We start from the raw sequence: 17658 nt of genomic DNA on the forward strand, positions 1-17658 counted from the left end.
TCAGCTCTCGCGACGGGTGACGTCGCGCGCGAGGTCCGCGAGGTCACGCACGGCCGCCCGGTCCAGCTCGCTCGCCCTGAGCGCGGCCAGCGCGCGGTCGGTGTTCGACGCGATCTCGGCCTCGAGCTCGTCGACGGCACCGCATGCGCGGATCGTGTCCTGGAGCATCCGGATCTGCCCCGCGTCGAGGTCCGGGTCGCCGAGCAGCTCGTCGAGCAGCCTGCGCTGTCCGGTCGACAGCCGCTCGCGCGCGATCGCGATGAGCACCGTGCGCTTGCCCTCGCGCAGGTCGTCGCCGGCCGGCTTGCCGGTGACCGCGGGGTCGCCGTAGACGCCGAGGAGGTCGTCGCGGAGCTGGAACGCGATGCCGAGCGGGAGTCCGAACGCGCGCAGCGACTCGAGCTGGCGAGTCGACCCGCCGGCGATCGCGCCGCCGATGGTGAGCGGGGCCTCGATGCTGTACCGAGCGGACTTGTGGACGACGACCCGCTCGGCGCGCGAGCGCTGCTCGGACTCGGGGTGCGTGAGCCAGGCGCGCTCCTCGAGGATGTCGAGGTACTGGCCGACGGTGACCTCGGTGCGCATCCGGTTGAACTCGAGTCGGGTCTCGCGTGAGGCCGCCGGGTCGCGAAGCGCGGCGAGGCCCTCGTCGAGCAGTTCGTCGCTCCACCCGAGCAGCAGGTCGCCGAGCAGGATCGCGGTCGCCCGTCCGTACTCCTCGGCGTCGCCGGCCCAGCCTCCGTCGCGGTGCTGCGCCTCGTACACCCGGTGGGCGGCCGGTGCGCCGCGACGCGTGTCGGAGTTGTCGATCAGGTCGTCGTGGACGAGCGCCGCGGCGTGGAACACCTCGAGCGCGGCGCTGGCCGACACGACGGCGTAGCGCTCGGCGGTCGCGCCCGCCGGCTGCTCGCGTCGACCGCCTCGGACCGCGTCGAACCCGAGGCTGCAGAACCTCGCCCGGAAGCGCTTGCCCCCGCTGAGAAACCGCTTCGAGAATGTCGCCAGCGGGTCGAGGTCGTCGCTGATGGAGCGGAGAATGGTTGCACGGTCGGCGAGGAACTCCTCGAGGCGTTCGTTCACCGCATCGACGAGTCGGGGAGCAGGGGCCACTCGCCTAGCCTAGCGAGGCCGCGGAGGACTAGAATGGCCTCACGAAGCGTCGGTCCCGAGAACTGAGGGGAATGAGATGCCGCTTTCGGAGCAGGAGCAACGCCTTCTCGAGGAGATGGAGCGGAACCTCTACAAGAACGACGCCGACTTCGTCGCGACCGTCGGAGGTGGCGGGCGTGGGCGCCCGAATTACCGGGCGATCGTGCTCGGCGTCCTCCTCGCCGTGGCCGGAGCCGGCGCGCTCATCGGTGGCGTCGCCTCCCAGATCACGGTCGTGGGTGTACTCGGCTTCGCGCTGATGTTCGTCGGCGTCCTGGTGGCCATCACGCCGACGAAGCGCCGTGGTGCGAACCCGACGCCGATGCCAGGCGGGGGCGCGTCGTCGAAAGCGGCCAAGCCGCAGGCCGGCTTCATGGACCGGCTGAACGAGCGGTGGGACCGCCGGCAGGAGGGTCGCGACTGACCTTCGCGTTCGACTGATCGCAACCGACTGACGGGCTGATCTCGGATCAGCCCGTTTTTCGTGCGTCCGGCCGCCATCGCGTGCACGCCGCGGTGTCGGGCGGCGATCCTCCACCCGTGTGGGCCGAACGCCTCCACTTCCCACCACCTCGGCCGGAACGGCCGCGCATCGCGCTGGATCGGGGCGGCCGGCCGGGCCGGAATCCGCTTGCTCGGGCGTTGCGAGCGGCGCGTCGCGAGCGGCGCGCGCCCTGGGGCATCCACTTCCCTCCACCTTCGAGAAGCCGGAGAATCCGGGCCTGCACTGAGCCGAAACGCGTGAAAACGGAGGAATGTCGTTGTTCGGTGGAGGGTAGTGGAGTAAAGTGGGGATCGCACCTGGTTCCTGGCCGGAGGATGGGGGTGACGTGATGTTCCTCGGAAGCTACGAACCGAAGCTCGATGAGAAGGGTCGCGTCATTCTTCCGGCGAAGTTCCGGGATGAGTTGTCGAACGGCCTCGTGCTCACACGAGGTCAGGAGCGCTGCATCTACGTGTTCAGCGCGCGGGAGTTCGAGGACATGAGCGAGAAGATCCGCCAAGCCCCCGTCACGAGCAAGCAGGCGCGCGACTACATGCGCGTCTTCCTCTCAGGGGCCTCTGCGGAGACCCCCGACAAGCAGCATCGGGTCACCATCCCAGCGAACCTCCGCGCGTACGCGGGGCTCGACCGAGACCTGACGGTCATCGGCGCGGGGAGCCGGGTGGAGATCTGGGATGCGACGGCGTGGCAGACGTACCTCGCCGAGCAGGAGGCGGCCTTCGCGGAGACGGCGGAGGAGGTGATCCCCGGACTCTTCTGAGTCCCCGGGCCCCGACTCCCAGCCGTGCGAGCCTGCTGCACTTCCCCGCAGCAGGACGAACGGATGGGGATCGGGACCCGGAGGCCCGGAAGGAGGGAGTTTCCATGGACATCGAACGGATCCACACCCCGGTGATGCTCGAGCGGACGCTCGAGCTGCTCGCCCCGGCGCTCGAGCGCGAGGGCGCCGTGTACGTCGATGCGACGCTCGGCATGGGCGGTCACTCGCGGGCGGTGCTCGAACGGTTCCCGAACGCGACCGCGATCGGCCTCGACCGCGACACCGACGCGATCTCGATCGCGACGGAGCGGCTGGCGAAGTTCGGCGACCGGGCACGCTTCGTGCACACCGTCTACGACGGCATCGCAGAGGCGGTGCGTGGCGAGGGGTTCGCCGAGGTCGACGCGATCCTCTTCGACCTGGGCGTGTCATCGCTCCAGCTCGATCGCGCGGAACGCGGCTTCGCCTACTCGAAGGACGCGCCGCTCGACATGCGCATGGACCCCACGCGCGGTCGGACCGCGGCGGACGTCATCGCCGAGTACTCGGAGGAGGACCTGCGCCGGATCTTCCGCGACTACGGCGAGGAGAAGCTCGCCGCGCGGTACGCCCGAGCGATCGTGCGCGCGCGTGCCGAATCGCCGATCACCCGATCCGGTCGCCTCGTGGAGGTACTGCACGACGCCACGCCGGCGGCCGTCCAGCGCGCCGGACACCCCGCCAAGCGCGTGTTCCAGGCGCTTCGCATCGAGGTCAACGAGGAGCTCGCGGTGCTCGAGCGGGCGCTGCCCGCCGCGCTCGAGCTCATCGCCGTGGGCGGCCGCATCGTCGTGCTGTCCTACCAGTCGCTCGAGGACCGGCTCGTGAAGCGCGTCCTGGCCGCGGCATCCACCTCCACGGCACCCGCAGGGCTGCCGATGGAGCTTCCGGAGCATCGCCCGCAGTTCCGGCTCCTCGTCCGGGGTGCCGAACTCGCCGACGAGTCCGAGCAGGCGGAGAACCCGCGTGCGAAGCCGGTGCGCCTGCGCGCCGCAGAACGAGTGAGGAGGCCGTCGTGAGCGCACTGCCGGCCCAGACCCGACCCGCGCGGCGGTGGGCGCCCCCCGCCGCGCCCCGTCTCCGTCCGGCTCCCGAGCCGGGCGCGCGACGCACGCGCCCGCGCCTCGCCTACGCCGTCGTCGCGCTCGCCTCCATCGGGGCGATCGCGGTCGTCCAGCTGCTGCTGTCCATCGCGATGACCCAGGGCGCCTACGAGATGGACGCCCAGCTCCTCCGCCAGGCCGAACTGCAGCGCGAGCAGCAGAAGCTCTCCGACGACCTCGATCGACTCGAGTCGCCGCAGTTCCTCGCAGCGAATGCCGAGGCCCTCGGAATGGTGCCGAACGCCGCGCCGGTGTACCTCCGGCTCTCCGACGGCGCGGTGCTCGGAGACCCGACCGCCGCGGCGGGGGCCGCCCCCTCGTCGGCCGCGCTCGTGCCCAATGCCCTGATCGACGGCGTGCCGCTCGTGACCGAGCGCGGCGAGGGGGAGACTGCGAAGGGCGGGGAGGGCAAGCCCGCCACGCCCGCGGACGGCACGCCGGCCGCTCCGCCGGCGCTGACGGGCGGCCTTCCCACCCCGGCGACGCACTGACGCGTCGGCACCACACCACGACCCCACGCCGGACGGAGCGAACCTGCCGATGAACCGAGTGAGCCGCCACCCGATGCGTCGGATCGTCGCCGCGGGGCTCGCCCTCGTGCTGGTCGTCGGCTGGTTCGTGGTGCGGCTCGTCGACATCCAGGTCGTGCGTGCCGCCGAGCTCAACGAGGCCTCGAAGGACGTGCGCTCCGAGACCCGCGTGATCTACGGCGAGCGAGGCGCCATCCTCGACTCCGACGGCACGGTGCTCGCGGAGAGCGTGATGCGCTACAACATCACGATCTCGCCCAAGCAGGCGATGGCGACCGAGTCGTTCGAGCGGACCGGGTCCGACGGCGAGGAGACCGACGTGACGCTCGACGACGCCCTCGGCGAACTCGGCGCGGCGATCGGGCGGAGCGGGGGCGAGCTGCGCACGCAGATCGAGGGCGAGCTGGCGAAGGACCCGGGCGCCGACTTCTCCTACGTCGCCAAGCGGGTCGACACCGACGTGTACGAGCAGGTGAAGGCGCTGCGCATCCCCTTCGTCTACTCGGAGGAGGTGCCGAGCCGCCGGTACCCGAACGGCGCCGTCGCCGGCAACCTGCTCGGCTTCGTCACGGACGAAGGCGAGCCGGGCGCCGGCCTCGAGTACTCGGAGGACGCGTGCCTCGCGAGCGAGGACGGCGAGATGACCTGGTTGCACAGCCTGAAGGACTGGGTCGCCATCCCGGGTTCGGAGGTGGTCAACAAGACCTCGCACGACGGCGGCGACCTGCAGCTCACGATCGACGCCGACCTGCAGTACTTCGTGCAGCGCATCGCCGCCGCCCGCGTGGCCGAGACCGGGGCCGACTGGGCGACCGTCACCGTGATGGAGGCCAAGACGGGTCGGCTGCTCGCGGTCGCCGACGTCCCGACGGTCGACCCGAACTCGCCCAGCTCGGTCGACGCCGCCGACCGCGGCTCGCGCGCGTTCTCGGCGCCGTTCGAGCCGGGGTCGACCTTCAAGGCGCTGACGTCGGCATCGGTCATCGACGCGGGTGAGGGATCGCCCACGAGCGGGGTGACGGCCGACTACCGGTACCTGCCGCCGAACGGCGCGAACATCAACGACAGCCACTACCACGGTCCGACCAACTACACGATGACCGGGATGCTCATCGACTCGTCGAACACGGCCATGTCGATGTTCGGCGAGAAGGTGAGCGACGAGCGCCGCTACCAGGACATGCTCGACTTCGGTCTCGGCGAACTGTCCGAGGTCGGGTTCGCGGGTGAGGAACCCGGCGACCTCCACGGCGGACCCGACGGATGGGACAACCAGACCAAGTACGCGACGATGTTCGGTCAGGGCCTCACGACGACCGCGATCCAGATCACGAGCGCCTACCAGGCGCTCGCCAACGGCGGCGTGCGCATGCCGGTGACGCTCGTCGACGGCTGCCGCAACTCGGACGGGAGCGTCACCGACGCGCCGGCCGACGAGGGGCGGCGCGTCGTGTCCGAGAAGGCGGCCGACCAGACGAGCGAGATGCTCGAGCAGGTCTACCTGAACGGCTGGCTGGCCGACCAGTGGGAGGTCCCGGGCTACCGCGTCGCGGCCAAGACGGGCACGGCGCAGGTGCCCGACGGCAACGGAGGATACCAGTCGGGCTACCTGGTGTCGGTGTCCGGATTCGCACCGGTGGACGACCCGGAGTTCGTCGTTTCGGTCAGCATCATGAACCCCGTTAAGATGAACTCGTCCGCCGCATCGGCTCCCGTCTTCCAGCAGGTGATGAGCCAGGTGTTGAAGAAGTATCGGACCGTTCCGTCCGGCGCCCAGGCGCCCGAATTGCCAGCCACCTGGTGAGAAAGTTGGGTTCGTGACCGGATCGCCTCCCACGGCACTCCGGCCGCAGCACCCGAGTCCTCGATCGCTCCGCGGCCTCGCCGAAGCGTTCGGATTCGAGGTGCGCGGCGGGATCGACGACCTCGACGTGACCGGCGTCGCGATCGCCTCGGGCGCCGTCCACGGCGGCGACCTGTACGTGGGCGTCCCGGGCCGTCACGCCCATGGGGCCGACTATGCCGTCCAGGCCGCGGCGAACGGCGCCGTCGCACTCCTGACGGATGCCGCGGGCGCAGACCGTGCGGCCGACGCGGGGATCCCCGTGCTCGTCACTCCCGACGCTCGTGCAGCGCTCGGCGAGGTCGCGGCGTGGATCCACCGCACGGCCGAGAACCCGGCGACCCTGTTCGGCGTCACCGGGACGAACGGCAAGACGAGCGTCGTCTACCTGCTGTACGCGGTGCTCCGCCAGCTCGGCGTGACCGCCGGGCTCACCTCGACCGCGGAGCGCCGGATCGGCGATGAGGCCGTCACGAGCTCGCTCACGACGCCGGAGGCGAGCGAACTGCACGCCCTGCTCGCGCGCATGCGGGAGGTCGACGTGCGTGCGGTCGGCATCGAGGTCTCCGCGCAGGCGCTCAGTCGCCACCGGGTCGACGGCATCGTCTTCGACGTGGTCGGCTTCACGAACCTCTCGCACGACCACCTCGACGACTACGCGTCGATGCTCGAGTACTTCGACGCCAAGCGCGAGCTCTTCACGCCGGAGCGCGCCCGTCGCGGCGTCGTCACCGTGGACTCGGAGTGGGGCGAGCGACTCGTCGCCGAGTCGCGCATCCCGGTCGCGACCCTGGCGACCGAGCCCGGCGTGGACGCCGACTGGCGCCTCGAGGTGCTCGATGAGACGCCGACCGGGACCGGCTTCCGTCTGGAGGGGCCGGGCGGTCGATCGCTCGAGACCGGGATCCCGCTGATCGGCCGGTACAACGCCGCGAACGCGGCGCTCGCGATCGTGATGCTCGTCGAGGCCGGGTACGACCTCGACCTGATCGCCGCGGCGGTCGCCGGGCCGGGCATCGACGCCTACATCCCCGGCCGGACCGAGCGGGTCTCTGGCGAGCGCGGTCCGGTCGTCTACATCGACTACGGCCACACGCCGGACGCGTTCGCGCAGGCGCTCGAGGCGATCCGCCGTACCACCGAGGGGCGCGTCGTCATGGTCTTCGGCGCCGACGGCGATCGCGACACGACCAAGCGCGCCGACATGGGCGCGATCGCCGCCCGCGGTGCCGACGCGCTCGTGATCACTGACTTCCACCCCCGGTGGGAGGACCCGGCGGCCATCCGGGCGGCGCTGATCGCGGGCGCCCGGGCCGCCGTCCCCGATCGCGAGATCCACGAGATCGCCGATCAGCGTGCCGCGTTCCGGCACGCCCTCACCCTCGTCGGCGAAGGCGACGCCGTGCTGTACGCGGGGCCCGGTCACGAGGACTACCAGGAGGTCGCGGGAGTGAAGCATCCGTACTCGGCCCGGGACGACGCCCGGCTGGCACTGCAGGAAGCGGGGTGGCTCGAATGATCGCGCTGACCATGGCCGAGATCGCGGCGGCGACCGCCGGGCGGTTCGACCCGGCCGGTGCCGGCGCCACGCCCGACACCGTCGTCGAGGGCGCCGTGACCACCGACTCGCGCGAGGTCGAGCCGGGCGGGGTCTTCGTCGCGAAGCGCGGCGAGTTCGACGACGGCCACCGTTTCGCGCCGGCCGCCGTCGAGCGGGGCGCGTCGCTCCTGATCGTCGAGCACCTGCTCGACCTCCCCGTCGCGCAGATCGTCGTCGACGACTCGGTCGACGCGCTCGGCGCGCTCGCCACCGAGGTCGTGCGACGCGTGCGCGCACTCGGTCGCCTCCGGATCGTCGGCGTGACCGGCTCGAACGGCAAGACGACCACGAAGAACCTGCTGCGCACGGTCCTCGAGCAGGTCGGACCAACGGTGGCCGCGCGCAAGAGCTACAACAACGAGGTCGGCGCACCGACGACCATGCTCGAACTGGCCGAGGACACCGAGTTCCTCGTGGCCGAGATGGGCGCGTCGGGCGTCGGCGAGATCGCTCGACTGATCCGCATGGCCCGCCCCGACGTCGGCATCGTCCTGAAGGTCGGCCTCGCCCACGCCGGCGAGTTCGGCGGTATCGAGAAGACCGTCCAGGCCAAGTCCGAGATGGTCACCGACCTGCTGCCGACGGATGTCGCGGTGCTGAACGCCGACGACCCGCGAGTGGTGCCCATGGCCGGGAAGACGGCCGCCCGGGTGGTGTGGTTCGGGCTCGGCGAAGGCGCGGACGTCCGCGCGACCGACCTCGTCGTGCACCCGCAGGGCACGGAGTTCACGATCACCGCGCCCGGCGGCGAGTCCGCTCGGGTCCGATTCTCGGTGCTCGGCGAGCACCATGTCATGAACGCGCTCGCTGCGACATCCGCCGCACTCGAACTCGGCGTGCCGCTCGCCACGATCGTCTCGGGCCTCGAGCGGGTGACGCTCGCGGAGCAGTGGCGCATGCAGGTCATGGGCGGACGCGACGACATCACGGTGATCAACGATGCGTACAACGCGAGCCCCGACTCGATGGCGGCCGCGTTGAAGACCCTCGCCCAGGTGAAGCGGCCCGGTGCCCGCACGATCGCGGTGCTCGGCGAGATGAGCGAGCTCGGCGAGTTCTCCGGCGAGGAGCACGACCGCATCGGCCTGCTCGCCGTGCGGCTCGGGATCTCCCAGCTCGTCGTGGTGGGGGAGGGCGCCCGTCGCCTGCACATCACGACCATCAACGAGGGCTCGTGGGACGGCGAGTCCGCGTACGTGGACTCGGCCGACGAGGCGTTCGAGCTCGTCACGGGAATGGCACGACCGGGGGACACCGTGCTCGTGAAATCGTCGAACTCGGCGGGCCTCCGCCACCTCGGCGACCGACTGGGAGAATGGTTCGCGTGAGAGCACTTCTGACCGCCGGAGCCCTGTCGCTCTCGTTCACCCTATTCCTGACGCCGTTGTTCATCCGGCTGTTCACGCGACTCGGGTGGGGCCAGTTCATCCGCGACGACGGTCCCAAGACGCACCACGTGAAGCGGGGCACGCCCACCATGGGCGGCATCATCTTCATCCTCGGCACGCTCTTCGGCTACTTCATCGCGACCGCGCTCGTGGGGGACGGCCCGACCGCCTCCGGGCTGCTCGTGCTGTTCATGATGGTCGGACTCGGCCTGGTCGGATTCGTGGACGACTTCCTGAAGACGCGCAAGAAGCAGAGCCTCGGGCTCGGCGGTTGGGCGAAGATCGCGGGCCAGACGCTGGTCGCGGCCGTCTTCGCACTGCTCGCGCTGCAGTTCCCGAACGCGGAGGGCGCGACGCCGGCCTCGACGAAGATCTCGTTCATCCGCGACCTGCCGCTCGACTTCATGGTGCTCGGCACGATCGTCGGCATCATCGCGTACGTCGTCTGGATCGTGCTCCTCACCGCGGCCGCCTCGAACGGCGTGAACGTCACGGACGGCCTCGACGGACTCGCATCGGGCGCGTCGATCCTCGCGATCGGCTCGTTCATCATCATCGGGTTCTGGCAGTTCAACCAGTCGCGCTTCAGCGAGAACCTCAATCCGAGCGACCTGTATCGCAGCTACGACGTGCGCGACCCGCTCGACCTCGCGATCGTCGCGACCGCGATCGTCGGCGCCGTCGTCGGGTTCCTGTGGTGGAACACCAATCCCGCCCACATCTACATGGGCGACACGGGCTCGCTCGCCCTGGGCGGCGCCCTCGCGGCCCTCGCGGTCACGAGCCAGACCGAGCTGCTGCTCCTGCTCATCGGCGGCCTGTTCGTCATCGAGACGGGTTCGGTGATCGTTCAGCGCGCGTACTTCAAGGTCACGGGCGGCAAGCGGATCTTCCTGATGAGCCCGATCCACCACCACTTCGAGTTGAAGGGGTGGGCCGAGGTCACGATCGTGGTGCGGTTCTGGATCATCGCCGGGCTGTTCGTCGCCGCGGGCGTGGGCGCCTTCTACTTCGAGTGGCTGCAGCGGTGACGGATGCCGCGGCCGGGGCCGCACGGCTCGACGGCCTGACCACCTGGCACTCCGACGGCTGGCGCGACCTGCGCGTCGCCGTGCTGGGGCTCGGCGTCACGGGATTCGCCGTCGCGGACACCCTCGCCGAGCTCGGCTCGACGGTGACGGTCTACGCGTCGGCACCGGACGACGAGCGCGCCCGCATCCTCGAGGTGATCGGCGTCGGCTTCGTCGTGCACCCGCTCGATCGGGTACCCGACGAGCTCGCGACATCCGCCCCCGACCTCGTCGTCGTCTCGCCGGGTTTCCGGCCCGATCACCCGATGCTCCGGTGGGCGGCCGAGGCGGGCGTTCCCGTCTGGGGCGACATCGAGCTGGCGTGGCGCGTGCGCGACAAGGTGACGGCGTCCGAGTGGATGCTCGTCACGGGCACGAACGGCAAGACGACGACCGTGCAGCTGGCCGCGACGCTGATCGCCGCGGGCGGGGCGCGAGTGGCGCCCTGCGGCAACATCGGCGTGCCCGTGCTCGACGCGGTCCGCGATCCGATGGGGTACGACGTGCTCGTCGTCGAGCTCTCGAGCTTCCAGCTGCACCACCTGCCCACGAGCGGTCCCGGCGCGGTGCATCCTGTCGCGAGCGTCTGCCTCAACCTCGCCGACGACCACTACGACTGGCACGGTTCGCCGGAGGCCTACCGCGACGCCAAGGCGAAGGTCTACGCCAACACGAAGGTGGCGTGCGTCTACAACCGAGCCGACGAGGCGACGCGGTCGATGGTCGAGGACGCCGAGGTGGAGGAGGGCGCGCGGGCGATCGGCTTCGGCTTGGACACCCCCGGCCCGAGCGACTTCGGCGTGGTCGACGGCATCCTGTGCGACCGCGCGTTCCTCGAGGACCGGCGGACCGCGGCACTCGAGCTCACCACGCTCGAGGAGCTCGAGCCGAACGGCCTCGCCGTCCCGCACGTCGTGGCGAACATCCTCGCCGCCGCGGCGCTCGCACGCTCCATCGACGTCCCGGTCGCGGCCATCCACGATGCGCTCGCGGGCTTCCGCCTCGACGCCCACCGCATCCAGACGGTGGCGACGGCGGGCGGCGTGCGCTGGATCGACGACTCCAAGGCGACCAACCCGCACGCCGCCGAGGCCTCGCTGCAGGCGTTCAGCCCCGTCGTATGGATCGTCGGGGGACTCCTGAAGGGCGTCGACGCCGACGCGCTCGTGGCACGGCACGCACCGCGCCTCCGGGCCGCGGTGGTGATCGGCGTCGAGCGTGGGGCGCTCGTCGAGGCGTTCCGCCGACACGCGCCCGGACTGCCGCTCTTCGAGGTGGCCACGGATGACACTGAGAGGGTGATGCCCGACGCGGTCGCCCTCGCGGCCTCGGTCGCAGAGGAGGGGGACACCGTGCTCCTCGCTCCTGCCGCGGCATCGATGGACCAGTTCGCGGATTACGCCGACCGCGGCCGGCGCTTCCACGAGGCCGTCCGCGACCGTCTCGGATGGGAGGGGCATGACCAGCCCGCCTCGGACGACCCGACCGGCCAAGCGGACTGAGCCGAGGGGGCTCGCCGCCCGGATCCGGCTCGGCGCGTTCCGTCCCGAGTCGAAGGACTACTTCCTGCTCCTCGGCACGGTGCTCTTCCTCGTGGTGCTCGGCCTCGTCATGGTGCTCTCATCGTCCCAGGTCGAGTCGGCGCTGGCGAACGACGGCGACTTCACCTCGCGCGCGGCGCAGCAGGCGACCTACGCCCTCATCGGGGTGCCCGTGATGCTCCTCGCAGGCCGGATGCCCGAGGGCTTCTGGATGCGCATCGCCTGGCTCGTGCTCGGCGTCGCCTGCCTGCTGCAGTTGCTCGTCGTGGCCACGCCGCTCGGCGTCGAGGTCGGCGGCAACACGAACTGGCTGCGACTCGGGCCCGTGCAGTTCCAGCCGTCGGAGCTCATCAAGGTCGCGCTCGTGCTCTGGCTGGGCCTCATCGTGACCAAGAAGCAGGACCACCTCGGTGACTTCGGCAAGGGCGTCGTGCCGATCCTGCTCGTCGGGGGCGGCGCGATCGGGCTCGTGCTGCTCGGCGGTGACCTCGGGACGGTCATGGTGATGGCCGCGATGCTGCTCGGCACGCTCTTCCTCATCGGCGTGCCCCTCCGGTTGCTCGCGGTGCCCGTGCTGTTCGGCGCGGCCGCGTTCGCGCTCGTCGCGGTCTCGAGCGAGAGCCGGATGCGCCGGATCACCGCGTTCCTCGAGGAGGACTGCGCGAGGTACAACCTCGGCGACTGCTGGCAGATCCAGCACGGAACGTTCGCGATGGCGAACGGCGGCATCTTCGGGGTCGGACTCGGCAACTCGGCCGCGAAGTGGTCGTGGCTGCCCGCCGCCGACAACGACTTCATCTTCGCGATCATCGGCGAGGAGCTCGGGATGATCGGCGCGGTCGTCGTGATCGGGCTGTTCGTCGTGCTCGCGGTCGCCCTCGCCAGGGTCATGCGGTCCGCGGCGACCCCGTTCGGCCGGACGGTCGCCGCGGCCGTCCTCGTGTGGGTCGTCGGCCAGGCCTGTGTCAATATCGGTGTCGTGCTCGGCGTCTTCCCCGTCCTCGGTGTCCCGCTGCCGCTCGTGTCGGCCGGTGGCACCGCACTGCTCACGACCCTCTTCGCGATCGGGGTGGTGCTCTCCGTCGCGCGGGACCCCGGCGCGCCCGTCCGCGCGACCGCGCGGGCCGCCGCCCGCCGCACCTCGAAGGCGAACCGCTCGCGATGACGACGTACCTCCTCGCCGGCGGCGGCACCGCCGGCCACGTGAACCCCCTGCTCGCCGTCGCCGATCGCCTTCGAGAGCGCGACCCCGAGGCGATCGTGCTCGTGCTCGGGACCGCCGAGGGCCTCGAGTCCCGGCTCGTGCCCGCGCGCGGCTACGAGCTGCTCACGATCGAGAAGGTCCCCTTCCCTCGTCGGCCGAACGGTGCAGCGCTCCGCTTCCCGTCCCGCTTCCGGCGTTCGATCGCCGAGGTGCGCGAGATGATCGCCGCTCGCGGCGTCGACGTGGTCGTCGGCTTCGGGGGATACGTGTCGACGCCCGCCTACCTCGCCGCACGCCGCGCCGACATTCCCGTGGCGATCCACGAGGCCAATGCGCGACCCGGCCTCGCGAACCGCCTCGGCGCGCGGTTCGCCGCCCGGGTGGGCGTCGCGTTCGCAGGCACGCCGCTTCCGCACGCCGAGTTCGTCGGGATGCCCCTGAGGCGCGAGATCGAGACCCTCGACCGTGCCGCGCGTCGCCTCGAGGCGGCCGAGTTCTTCGGTCTCGATCCGGCGCGCCCGGTGCTGCTCGCGACCGGCGGCTCGCTCGGCGCCCGTCGCATCAACCGCACCACGGTCGACAGCGCCGAGGCGCTCACGGCAGCCGGCTGGCAGGTGCTGCACGTGACCGGGGCGAAGTCCGAGGTCGCCGACCCCGGCATCGCGGACTACCGCATGATCGAGTACGCGGATCGCATGGACCTCGCGCTCGCGATCGCCGACGCCGCGGTCTCCCGCGCCGGCGCCGCGACCGTGAGCGAGCTGTCCGCGCTCGGCATCCCTGCCGTCTACGTGCCGTACCCCGTCGGCAACGGCGAGCAGCGCTTCAACGCCGCCGGCCTCGTCGACACCGGCGGCGGAATCCTTGTCGACGACGCCGACTTCCTCCCCGGCTGGGTCGCGCGCGAGTTGGTGCCCCTGCTCGCCGACCGCGACCGCCTCGAGCGGATGGCGCGGGCCGCGTCATCCGTCGGCGTCCTCGACGGCACGGACCGCATGATCGCGCTCGTCGACGGCGCGCTGCACCGCGACGGCGGCGTCGACGCCGCAGGCGCGTAACGTTGAACCGACCGAACCCCTCTCCAGGAAGCACCGCGACACCGTGACGATCAAGCCCGACCCCTCCATCGCGATCCCCGCCGACCTCGGCGCCGTGCACTTCGTCGGCATCGGCGGGTCGGGCATGAGCGGCATCGCGCGGCTCGCTCTCGGCGCCGGCCACCGCGTGACCGGATCCGACGTCCGCGACTCGGCGAACGTCGCCGCCCTGCGCGAGCTCGGCGCGACGATCGCGATCGGCCACGCGGCCGAGAACCTGCCCGACGACGTCGACACGGTCGTCGTGACCGGTGCGCTCTGGCAGGACAACCCGGAGTACCAGCTCGCGCTCGAGCGCGGTATCCCGGTGCTGCACCGGTCGCAGGCGCTCGCCTCGGTGATCTCCGGCCAGCGCCTCGTCTCGGTCGCGGGTGCGCACGGCAAGACCACCTCGACGGGCATGATCATCACCGGGCTCCTCTCGCTGGGCCATGACCCGAGCTTCGTCAACGGCGGCGTCATCGAGGAACTCGGCGTGAGCGCGGCCTCCGGCTCGGGCGGGTTGTTCGTCGTCGAGGCCGACGAGTCGGACGGCTCCTTCCTGCTCTACGACACGTCGGTCGCGCTCATCACGAACGTCGACCCCGACCACCTCGACCACTACGGCTCGCTCGACGCCTTCGAGCAGGCGTTCGTCGACTTCGCCGACCGCGCGAACGAGTTCGTGGTCATCTCCTCGGACGACGCCGGGGCGACGCGCGTGCGTGAGCGGCTCTCGCACGAGCGGGTGCTCACCTTCGGGGAGGCGGCGGACGCGACGGTCCGGGTGCACTCGATCTCCACCGACGGACCGGTGTCGTTCGCGGTCGACCACGCGGGCGAGACCCACAGCGCGCGGCTGCGGATCCCCGGCCGGCACAACGCGATCAACGCGGCCGGCGCGTTCGCCGTGCTCGTCGGACTCGGATTCGACCCGGCCGCGTCGCTCGAGGGCATCTCGCGGTTCGCGGGGACCGGGCGGCGGTTCGAACTGCACGGCGTGGTCGACGGGGTCAGCGTCTACGACGACTATGCGCACCACCCGACCGAGGTCGCGGCGGCGCTCTCGGCGGCCCGCACCGTGGTCGGCGACGGCCGCATCATCGCCGTGCACCAGCCGCACCTGTACAGCCGCACGCGACTGTTCGCGAAGGAGTTCGCGGAGGTCCTGGAGCGCTACGCCGACGAGACCGTGGTCCTCGACGTCTACGGCGCCCGCGAGGACCCGGAGCCGGGGGTGACCGGCGCCCTGGTGAGCGAGCGTTTCGAGCATCCCGATCGGGTGGCCTTCATCGCCGACTGGCAGGACGCCGCCGACCATACGGCGCGGATCGCGCGCCCCGGCGACTTCGTGATCACGCTCGGGTGCGGTGACGTGTACCGGATCGTGCCCCAGCTCCTCGGATCGCTCGAACGCGAGCGGGACGCCTGATCGGAGTCCGGTGAAGCGGCCGCAGGGATTCGACGGGACGCGACCCGCTCGCCGCGGGGCCGGGTCGGCGACGGAGCCGACGGGCGCCTCGGGGTCGGTCGAGGCTGCGACGTCTGCCGGTTCTCGGCGCCCGGCCCGGAACGGACACTCGAAGCGGGCCGCGGCCGAGCAGGACGCGAACACGACCGAACCCATCACGCTGCCCGTGGGCGGCGTCGCGGTGCTCGAGCGGACGACGCCCGACGACGAGCGACGTGAAGCGGATGCCGCCGGCCCGTCGCGGCGCGACGATCGCGCCGTACGTCGCGCCCTCGCGGCCGCCGAACGGGCCCGACGCAGGTTCGAGCGACAGGAGGTTCGCCGCTTCACGCGGCGGAGCCGGCTCCGCCGCGCGACGTGGATCAGCGTGATCGCCTCGGTCGTCGCGATCGCCGTCGCCGCGGTCGCGATCGCGTACTCGCCGCTCATGGCGCTCCGCGAGGTGCGCGTCGAGGGGACGTCCCGGATCGCCGCCGCCGACGTCCGGGCCGCCTTCGACGATCGCGTCGGCACTCCGCTGCCGCTCATCGCCCCCGACGAGGTCCAGCGCGCGCTCTCGGCGTTCCCGCTCATCGAGACCTACTCGACCGAGACCGTGCCGCCGGGCACGTTGGTCGTGCGGATCACGGAGCGTACGCCGGTCGGCGTGCTCGACACGTCATCGGGACTGATGGCGGTGGACGCCGCCGGCGTGGTCGTGGAGCGCGTGGATGCGGTGCCGGACGGACTGCCGATGATCGAGGTCGAGGGGGGCGTCGGCGAGCCGTCGTTCCGCGCCGCGGGTCGCGTGCTGCGGAGCCTCCCGGCCGAGCTGCGGTCGGGGATCGCGTCGGTCACGGCGGAGTCCGCCGACGACGTGCGGTTCGTCCTGGACGGCGGCGCGACCGTGGTCTGGGGCAACGCGGATGACGCGGCCCTGAAGTCGACCGTGCTGCTGGACCTGATGGCGGCGGCACCGCCCGACCAGGTCGGGCGGTACGACGTCTCCGCACCGCTGAACCCGGTCACCGGGTGATCCCGCGCGACCGGGATCGCGACACGCCGGGCCTGCCGGTCGGGGCGAATCGTCGGCGCCCCTACCTTCGATTCAGGAATTGCATACTCGGCAAAACTTTAACCTTCGAGTAGAGGTTGAGGGTTGAGAGTTCGCAGAGAGGGCCGGACATGTCGACAAACCAGAACTACCTCGCCGTCATCAAGGTGGTCGGTATCGGCGGAGGCGGTGTCAACGCCGTCAACCGCATGATCGAGCTCGGCCTCCGCGGCGTCGAGTTCATCGCGATCAACACCGACGCCCAGGCGCTGCTGATGTCCGACGCCGACGTCAAGCTCGACGTCGGCCGCGACCTGACCCGCGGTCTCGGAGCCGGCGCCGACCCGGAGGTCGGACGGCGCGCCGCCGAGGATCACGCGGAGGAGATCGAGGAGGCGCTCGCCGGCGCCGACATGGTCTTCGTCACCGCGGGGGAGGGCGGCGGCACCGGCACGGGCGGCGCGCCCGTCGTGGCCCGCATCGCCAAGTCGATCGGCGCCCTGACGATCGGCGTCGTGACCAAGCCGTTCAGCTTCGAGGGCAAGCGTCGCCAGACCCAGGCCGAGCAGGGCGTCGCGCGGCTGAAGGAGGAGGTCGACACCCTCATCGTGGTGCCGAACGACCGTCTCCTCGAGATCAGCGACCGCGGGATCTCGATGCTCGAGGCGTTCGCCACCGCCGACCAGGTGCTCCTGGCCGGTGTCCAGGGCATCACCGACCTCATCACGACGCCCGGCCTCATCAACCTCGACTTCGCCGACGTGAAGTCGGTCATGCAGGGTGCCGGATCCGCACTCATGGGTATCGGATCCTCCCGCGGGGCCGATCGGGCGATCAAGGCCGCCGAGCTGGCGGTCGCGAGTCCGCTGCTCGAGGCGTCGATCGACGGTGCGCACGGCGTGCTGCTCTCGATCCAGGGGGGGTCGAACCTCGGGATCTTCGAGATCAACGACGCGGCCCGGCTCGTCCAGGAAGCCGTCCACCCCGAGGCGAACATCATCTTCGGCGCAGTCATCGACGACACGCTCGGCGACGAGGTCCGCGTGACCGTCATCGCCGCCGGGTTCGACGGAGGTGACCCGACGCCGAGACCCGCGGAGGTCCGCCAGCCGAGCGCCGTGCCCGCCGCGGTCGGCGCCGGCAGCTCCGCCGGAGCCGGAGCAGGGCTCCTCGGTGGCGAGGGCGTCGAGGGCATCACGGAGATCGACATCGAGGAGCTCGTCGAGACGGCCAACTGGGGCGAGGCGAGCTCCACGGCCGACCAGATCGTCTCGGACCCCGCCTTCGGGGACGACTCCGACGACCTCGACATCCCCGACTTCCTGAAGTGACCGCTCGCACCTCGC

General features: G+C 71.3%; 15 protein-coding genes. 14 read left to right on the forward strand and 1 reads right to left on the reverse strand.

All coding sequences use genetic code 11. The features are described from left to right. Nucleotides 1–1110, reverse strand: a complete 1110-nt coding sequence (locus ABME02_RS03540) for a polyprenyl synthetase family protein (RefSeq protein ID WP_353813907.1) — start codon at nt 1108–1110, stop codon at nt 1–3. Nucleotides 1111–1186: 76 nt separating this feature from the next. On the opposite strand from ABME02_RS03540, the gene ABME02_RS03545 reads away from it, so the two are divergent. The 14 genes from ABME02_RS03545 to ftsZ all read left to right on the forward strand — a co-directional run bounded on the left by ABME02_RS03545 (nt 1187) and on the right by ftsZ (nt 17643). Then, entirely contained in the window at nt 1187–1573 is a 387-nt protein-coding gene (locus ABME02_RS03545) for an SCO2097 family morphological protein (protein ID WP_353813908.1), read from the forward strand. A gap of 409 nt (nt 1574–1982) precedes the next feature. Beyond that, a complete protein-coding gene (gene mraZ, locus ABME02_RS03550; protein WP_154344783.1) occupies nt 1983–2414 on the forward strand; it encodes a division/cell wall cluster transcriptional repressor MraZ in 432 nt (143 codons plus the stop codon). A gap of 104 nt (nt 2415–2518) precedes the next feature. Further along, nucleotides 2519–3472: a 16S rRNA (cytosine(1402)-N(4))-methyltransferase RsmH gene (gene rsmH / locus ABME02_RS03555; protein WP_353813909.1), complete on the forward strand. Its 954-nt coding sequence runs from the start codon at nt 2519–2521 to the stop codon at nt 3470–3472. Continuing rightward, nucleotides 3469–4047, forward strand: coding sequence for a cell division protein FtsL (gene ftsL / locus ABME02_RS03560; RefSeq protein ID WP_353813910.1), 579 nt, complete (start codon nt 3469–3471; stop codon nt 4045–4047). Before rsmH ends, ftsL begins: the two co-directional genes overlap by 4 nt. A gap of 49 nt (nt 4048–4096) precedes the next feature. Further along, nucleotides 4097–5890 carry a peptidoglycan D,D-transpeptidase FtsI family protein gene (locus ABME02_RS03565; RefSeq protein ID WP_353813911.1) on the forward strand — a complete coding sequence of 598 codons (1794 nt, stop codon included), beginning with the start codon at nt 4097–4099 and terminating at the stop codon, nt 5888–5890. Nucleotides 5891–5903: 13 nt separating this feature from the next. Beyond that, the gene (locus ABME02_RS03570) at nt 5904–7448 is read left to right on the forward strand and encodes a Mur ligase family protein (protein WP_353813912.1); all 1545 of its coding nucleotides are present in this window, start codon (nt 5904–5906) and stop codon (nt 7446–7448) included. Next, the gene (locus ABME02_RS03575; protein WP_353814394.1) at nt 7445–8857 is read left to right on the forward strand and encodes a UDP-N-acetylmuramoyl-tripeptide--D-alanyl-D-alanine ligase; all 1413 of its coding nucleotides are present in this window, start codon (nt 7445–7447) and stop codon (nt 8855–8857) included. Before ABME02_RS03570 ends, ABME02_RS03575 begins: the two co-directional genes overlap by 4 nt. After that, nucleotides 8854–9948 (forward strand): phospho-N-acetylmuramoyl-pentapeptide-transferase, encoded by a 1095-nt coding sequence (mraY, locus tag ABME02_RS03580; protein ID WP_353813913.1) that lies wholly within the window; start codon nt 8854–8856, stop codon nt 9946–9948. Before ABME02_RS03575 ends, mraY begins: the two co-directional genes overlap by 4 nt. Further along, the gene (gene murD, locus ABME02_RS03585) at nt 9933–11489 is read left to right on the forward strand and encodes a UDP-N-acetylmuramoyl-L-alanine--D-glutamate ligase (protein ID WP_353813914.1); all 1557 of its coding nucleotides are present in this window, start codon (nt 9933–9935) and stop codon (nt 11487–11489) included. Before mraY ends, murD begins: the two co-directional genes overlap by 16 nt. Then, complete coding sequence (ftsW, locus tag ABME02_RS03590) at nt 11446–12693, forward strand: putative lipid II flippase FtsW (protein ID WP_353813915.1); 1248 nt, start codon at nt 11446–11448, stop codon at nt 12691–12693. Before murD ends, ftsW begins: the two co-directional genes overlap by 44 nt. After that, nucleotides 12690–13790 (forward strand): undecaprenyldiphospho-muramoylpentapeptide beta-N-acetylglucosaminyltransferase, encoded by a 1101-nt coding sequence (gene murG, locus ABME02_RS03595; RefSeq protein ID WP_353813916.1) that lies wholly within the window; start codon nt 12690–12692, stop codon nt 13788–13790. Before ftsW ends, murG begins: the two co-directional genes overlap by 4 nt. Nucleotides 13791–13833: 43 nt before the next feature. Beyond that, the gene (gene murC / locus ABME02_RS03600) at nt 13834–15240 is read left to right on the forward strand and encodes a UDP-N-acetylmuramate--L-alanine ligase (RefSeq protein WP_353813917.1); all 1407 of its coding nucleotides are present in this window, start codon (nt 13834–13836) and stop codon (nt 15238–15240) included. A gap of 10 nt (nt 15241–15250) precedes the next feature. After that, entirely contained in the window at nt 15251–16294 is a 1044-nt protein-coding gene (locus ABME02_RS03605) for a cell division protein FtsQ/DivIB (protein WP_353813918.1), read from the forward strand. 149 nt (nt 16295–16443) lie between these two features. Further along, the gene (ftsZ, locus tag ABME02_RS03610) at nt 16444–17643 is read left to right on the forward strand and encodes a cell division protein FtsZ (protein ID WP_353813919.1); all 1200 of its coding nucleotides are present in this window, start codon (nt 16444–16446) and stop codon (nt 17641–17643) included. Nucleotides 17644–17658 lie beyond the last annotated feature (15 nt).

Source organism: Agromyces zhanjiangensis, assembly GCF_040496055.1.
GTDB lineage: Bacteria > Actinomycetota > Actinomycetes > Actinomycetales > Microbacteriaceae > Agromyces > Agromyces zhanjiangensis.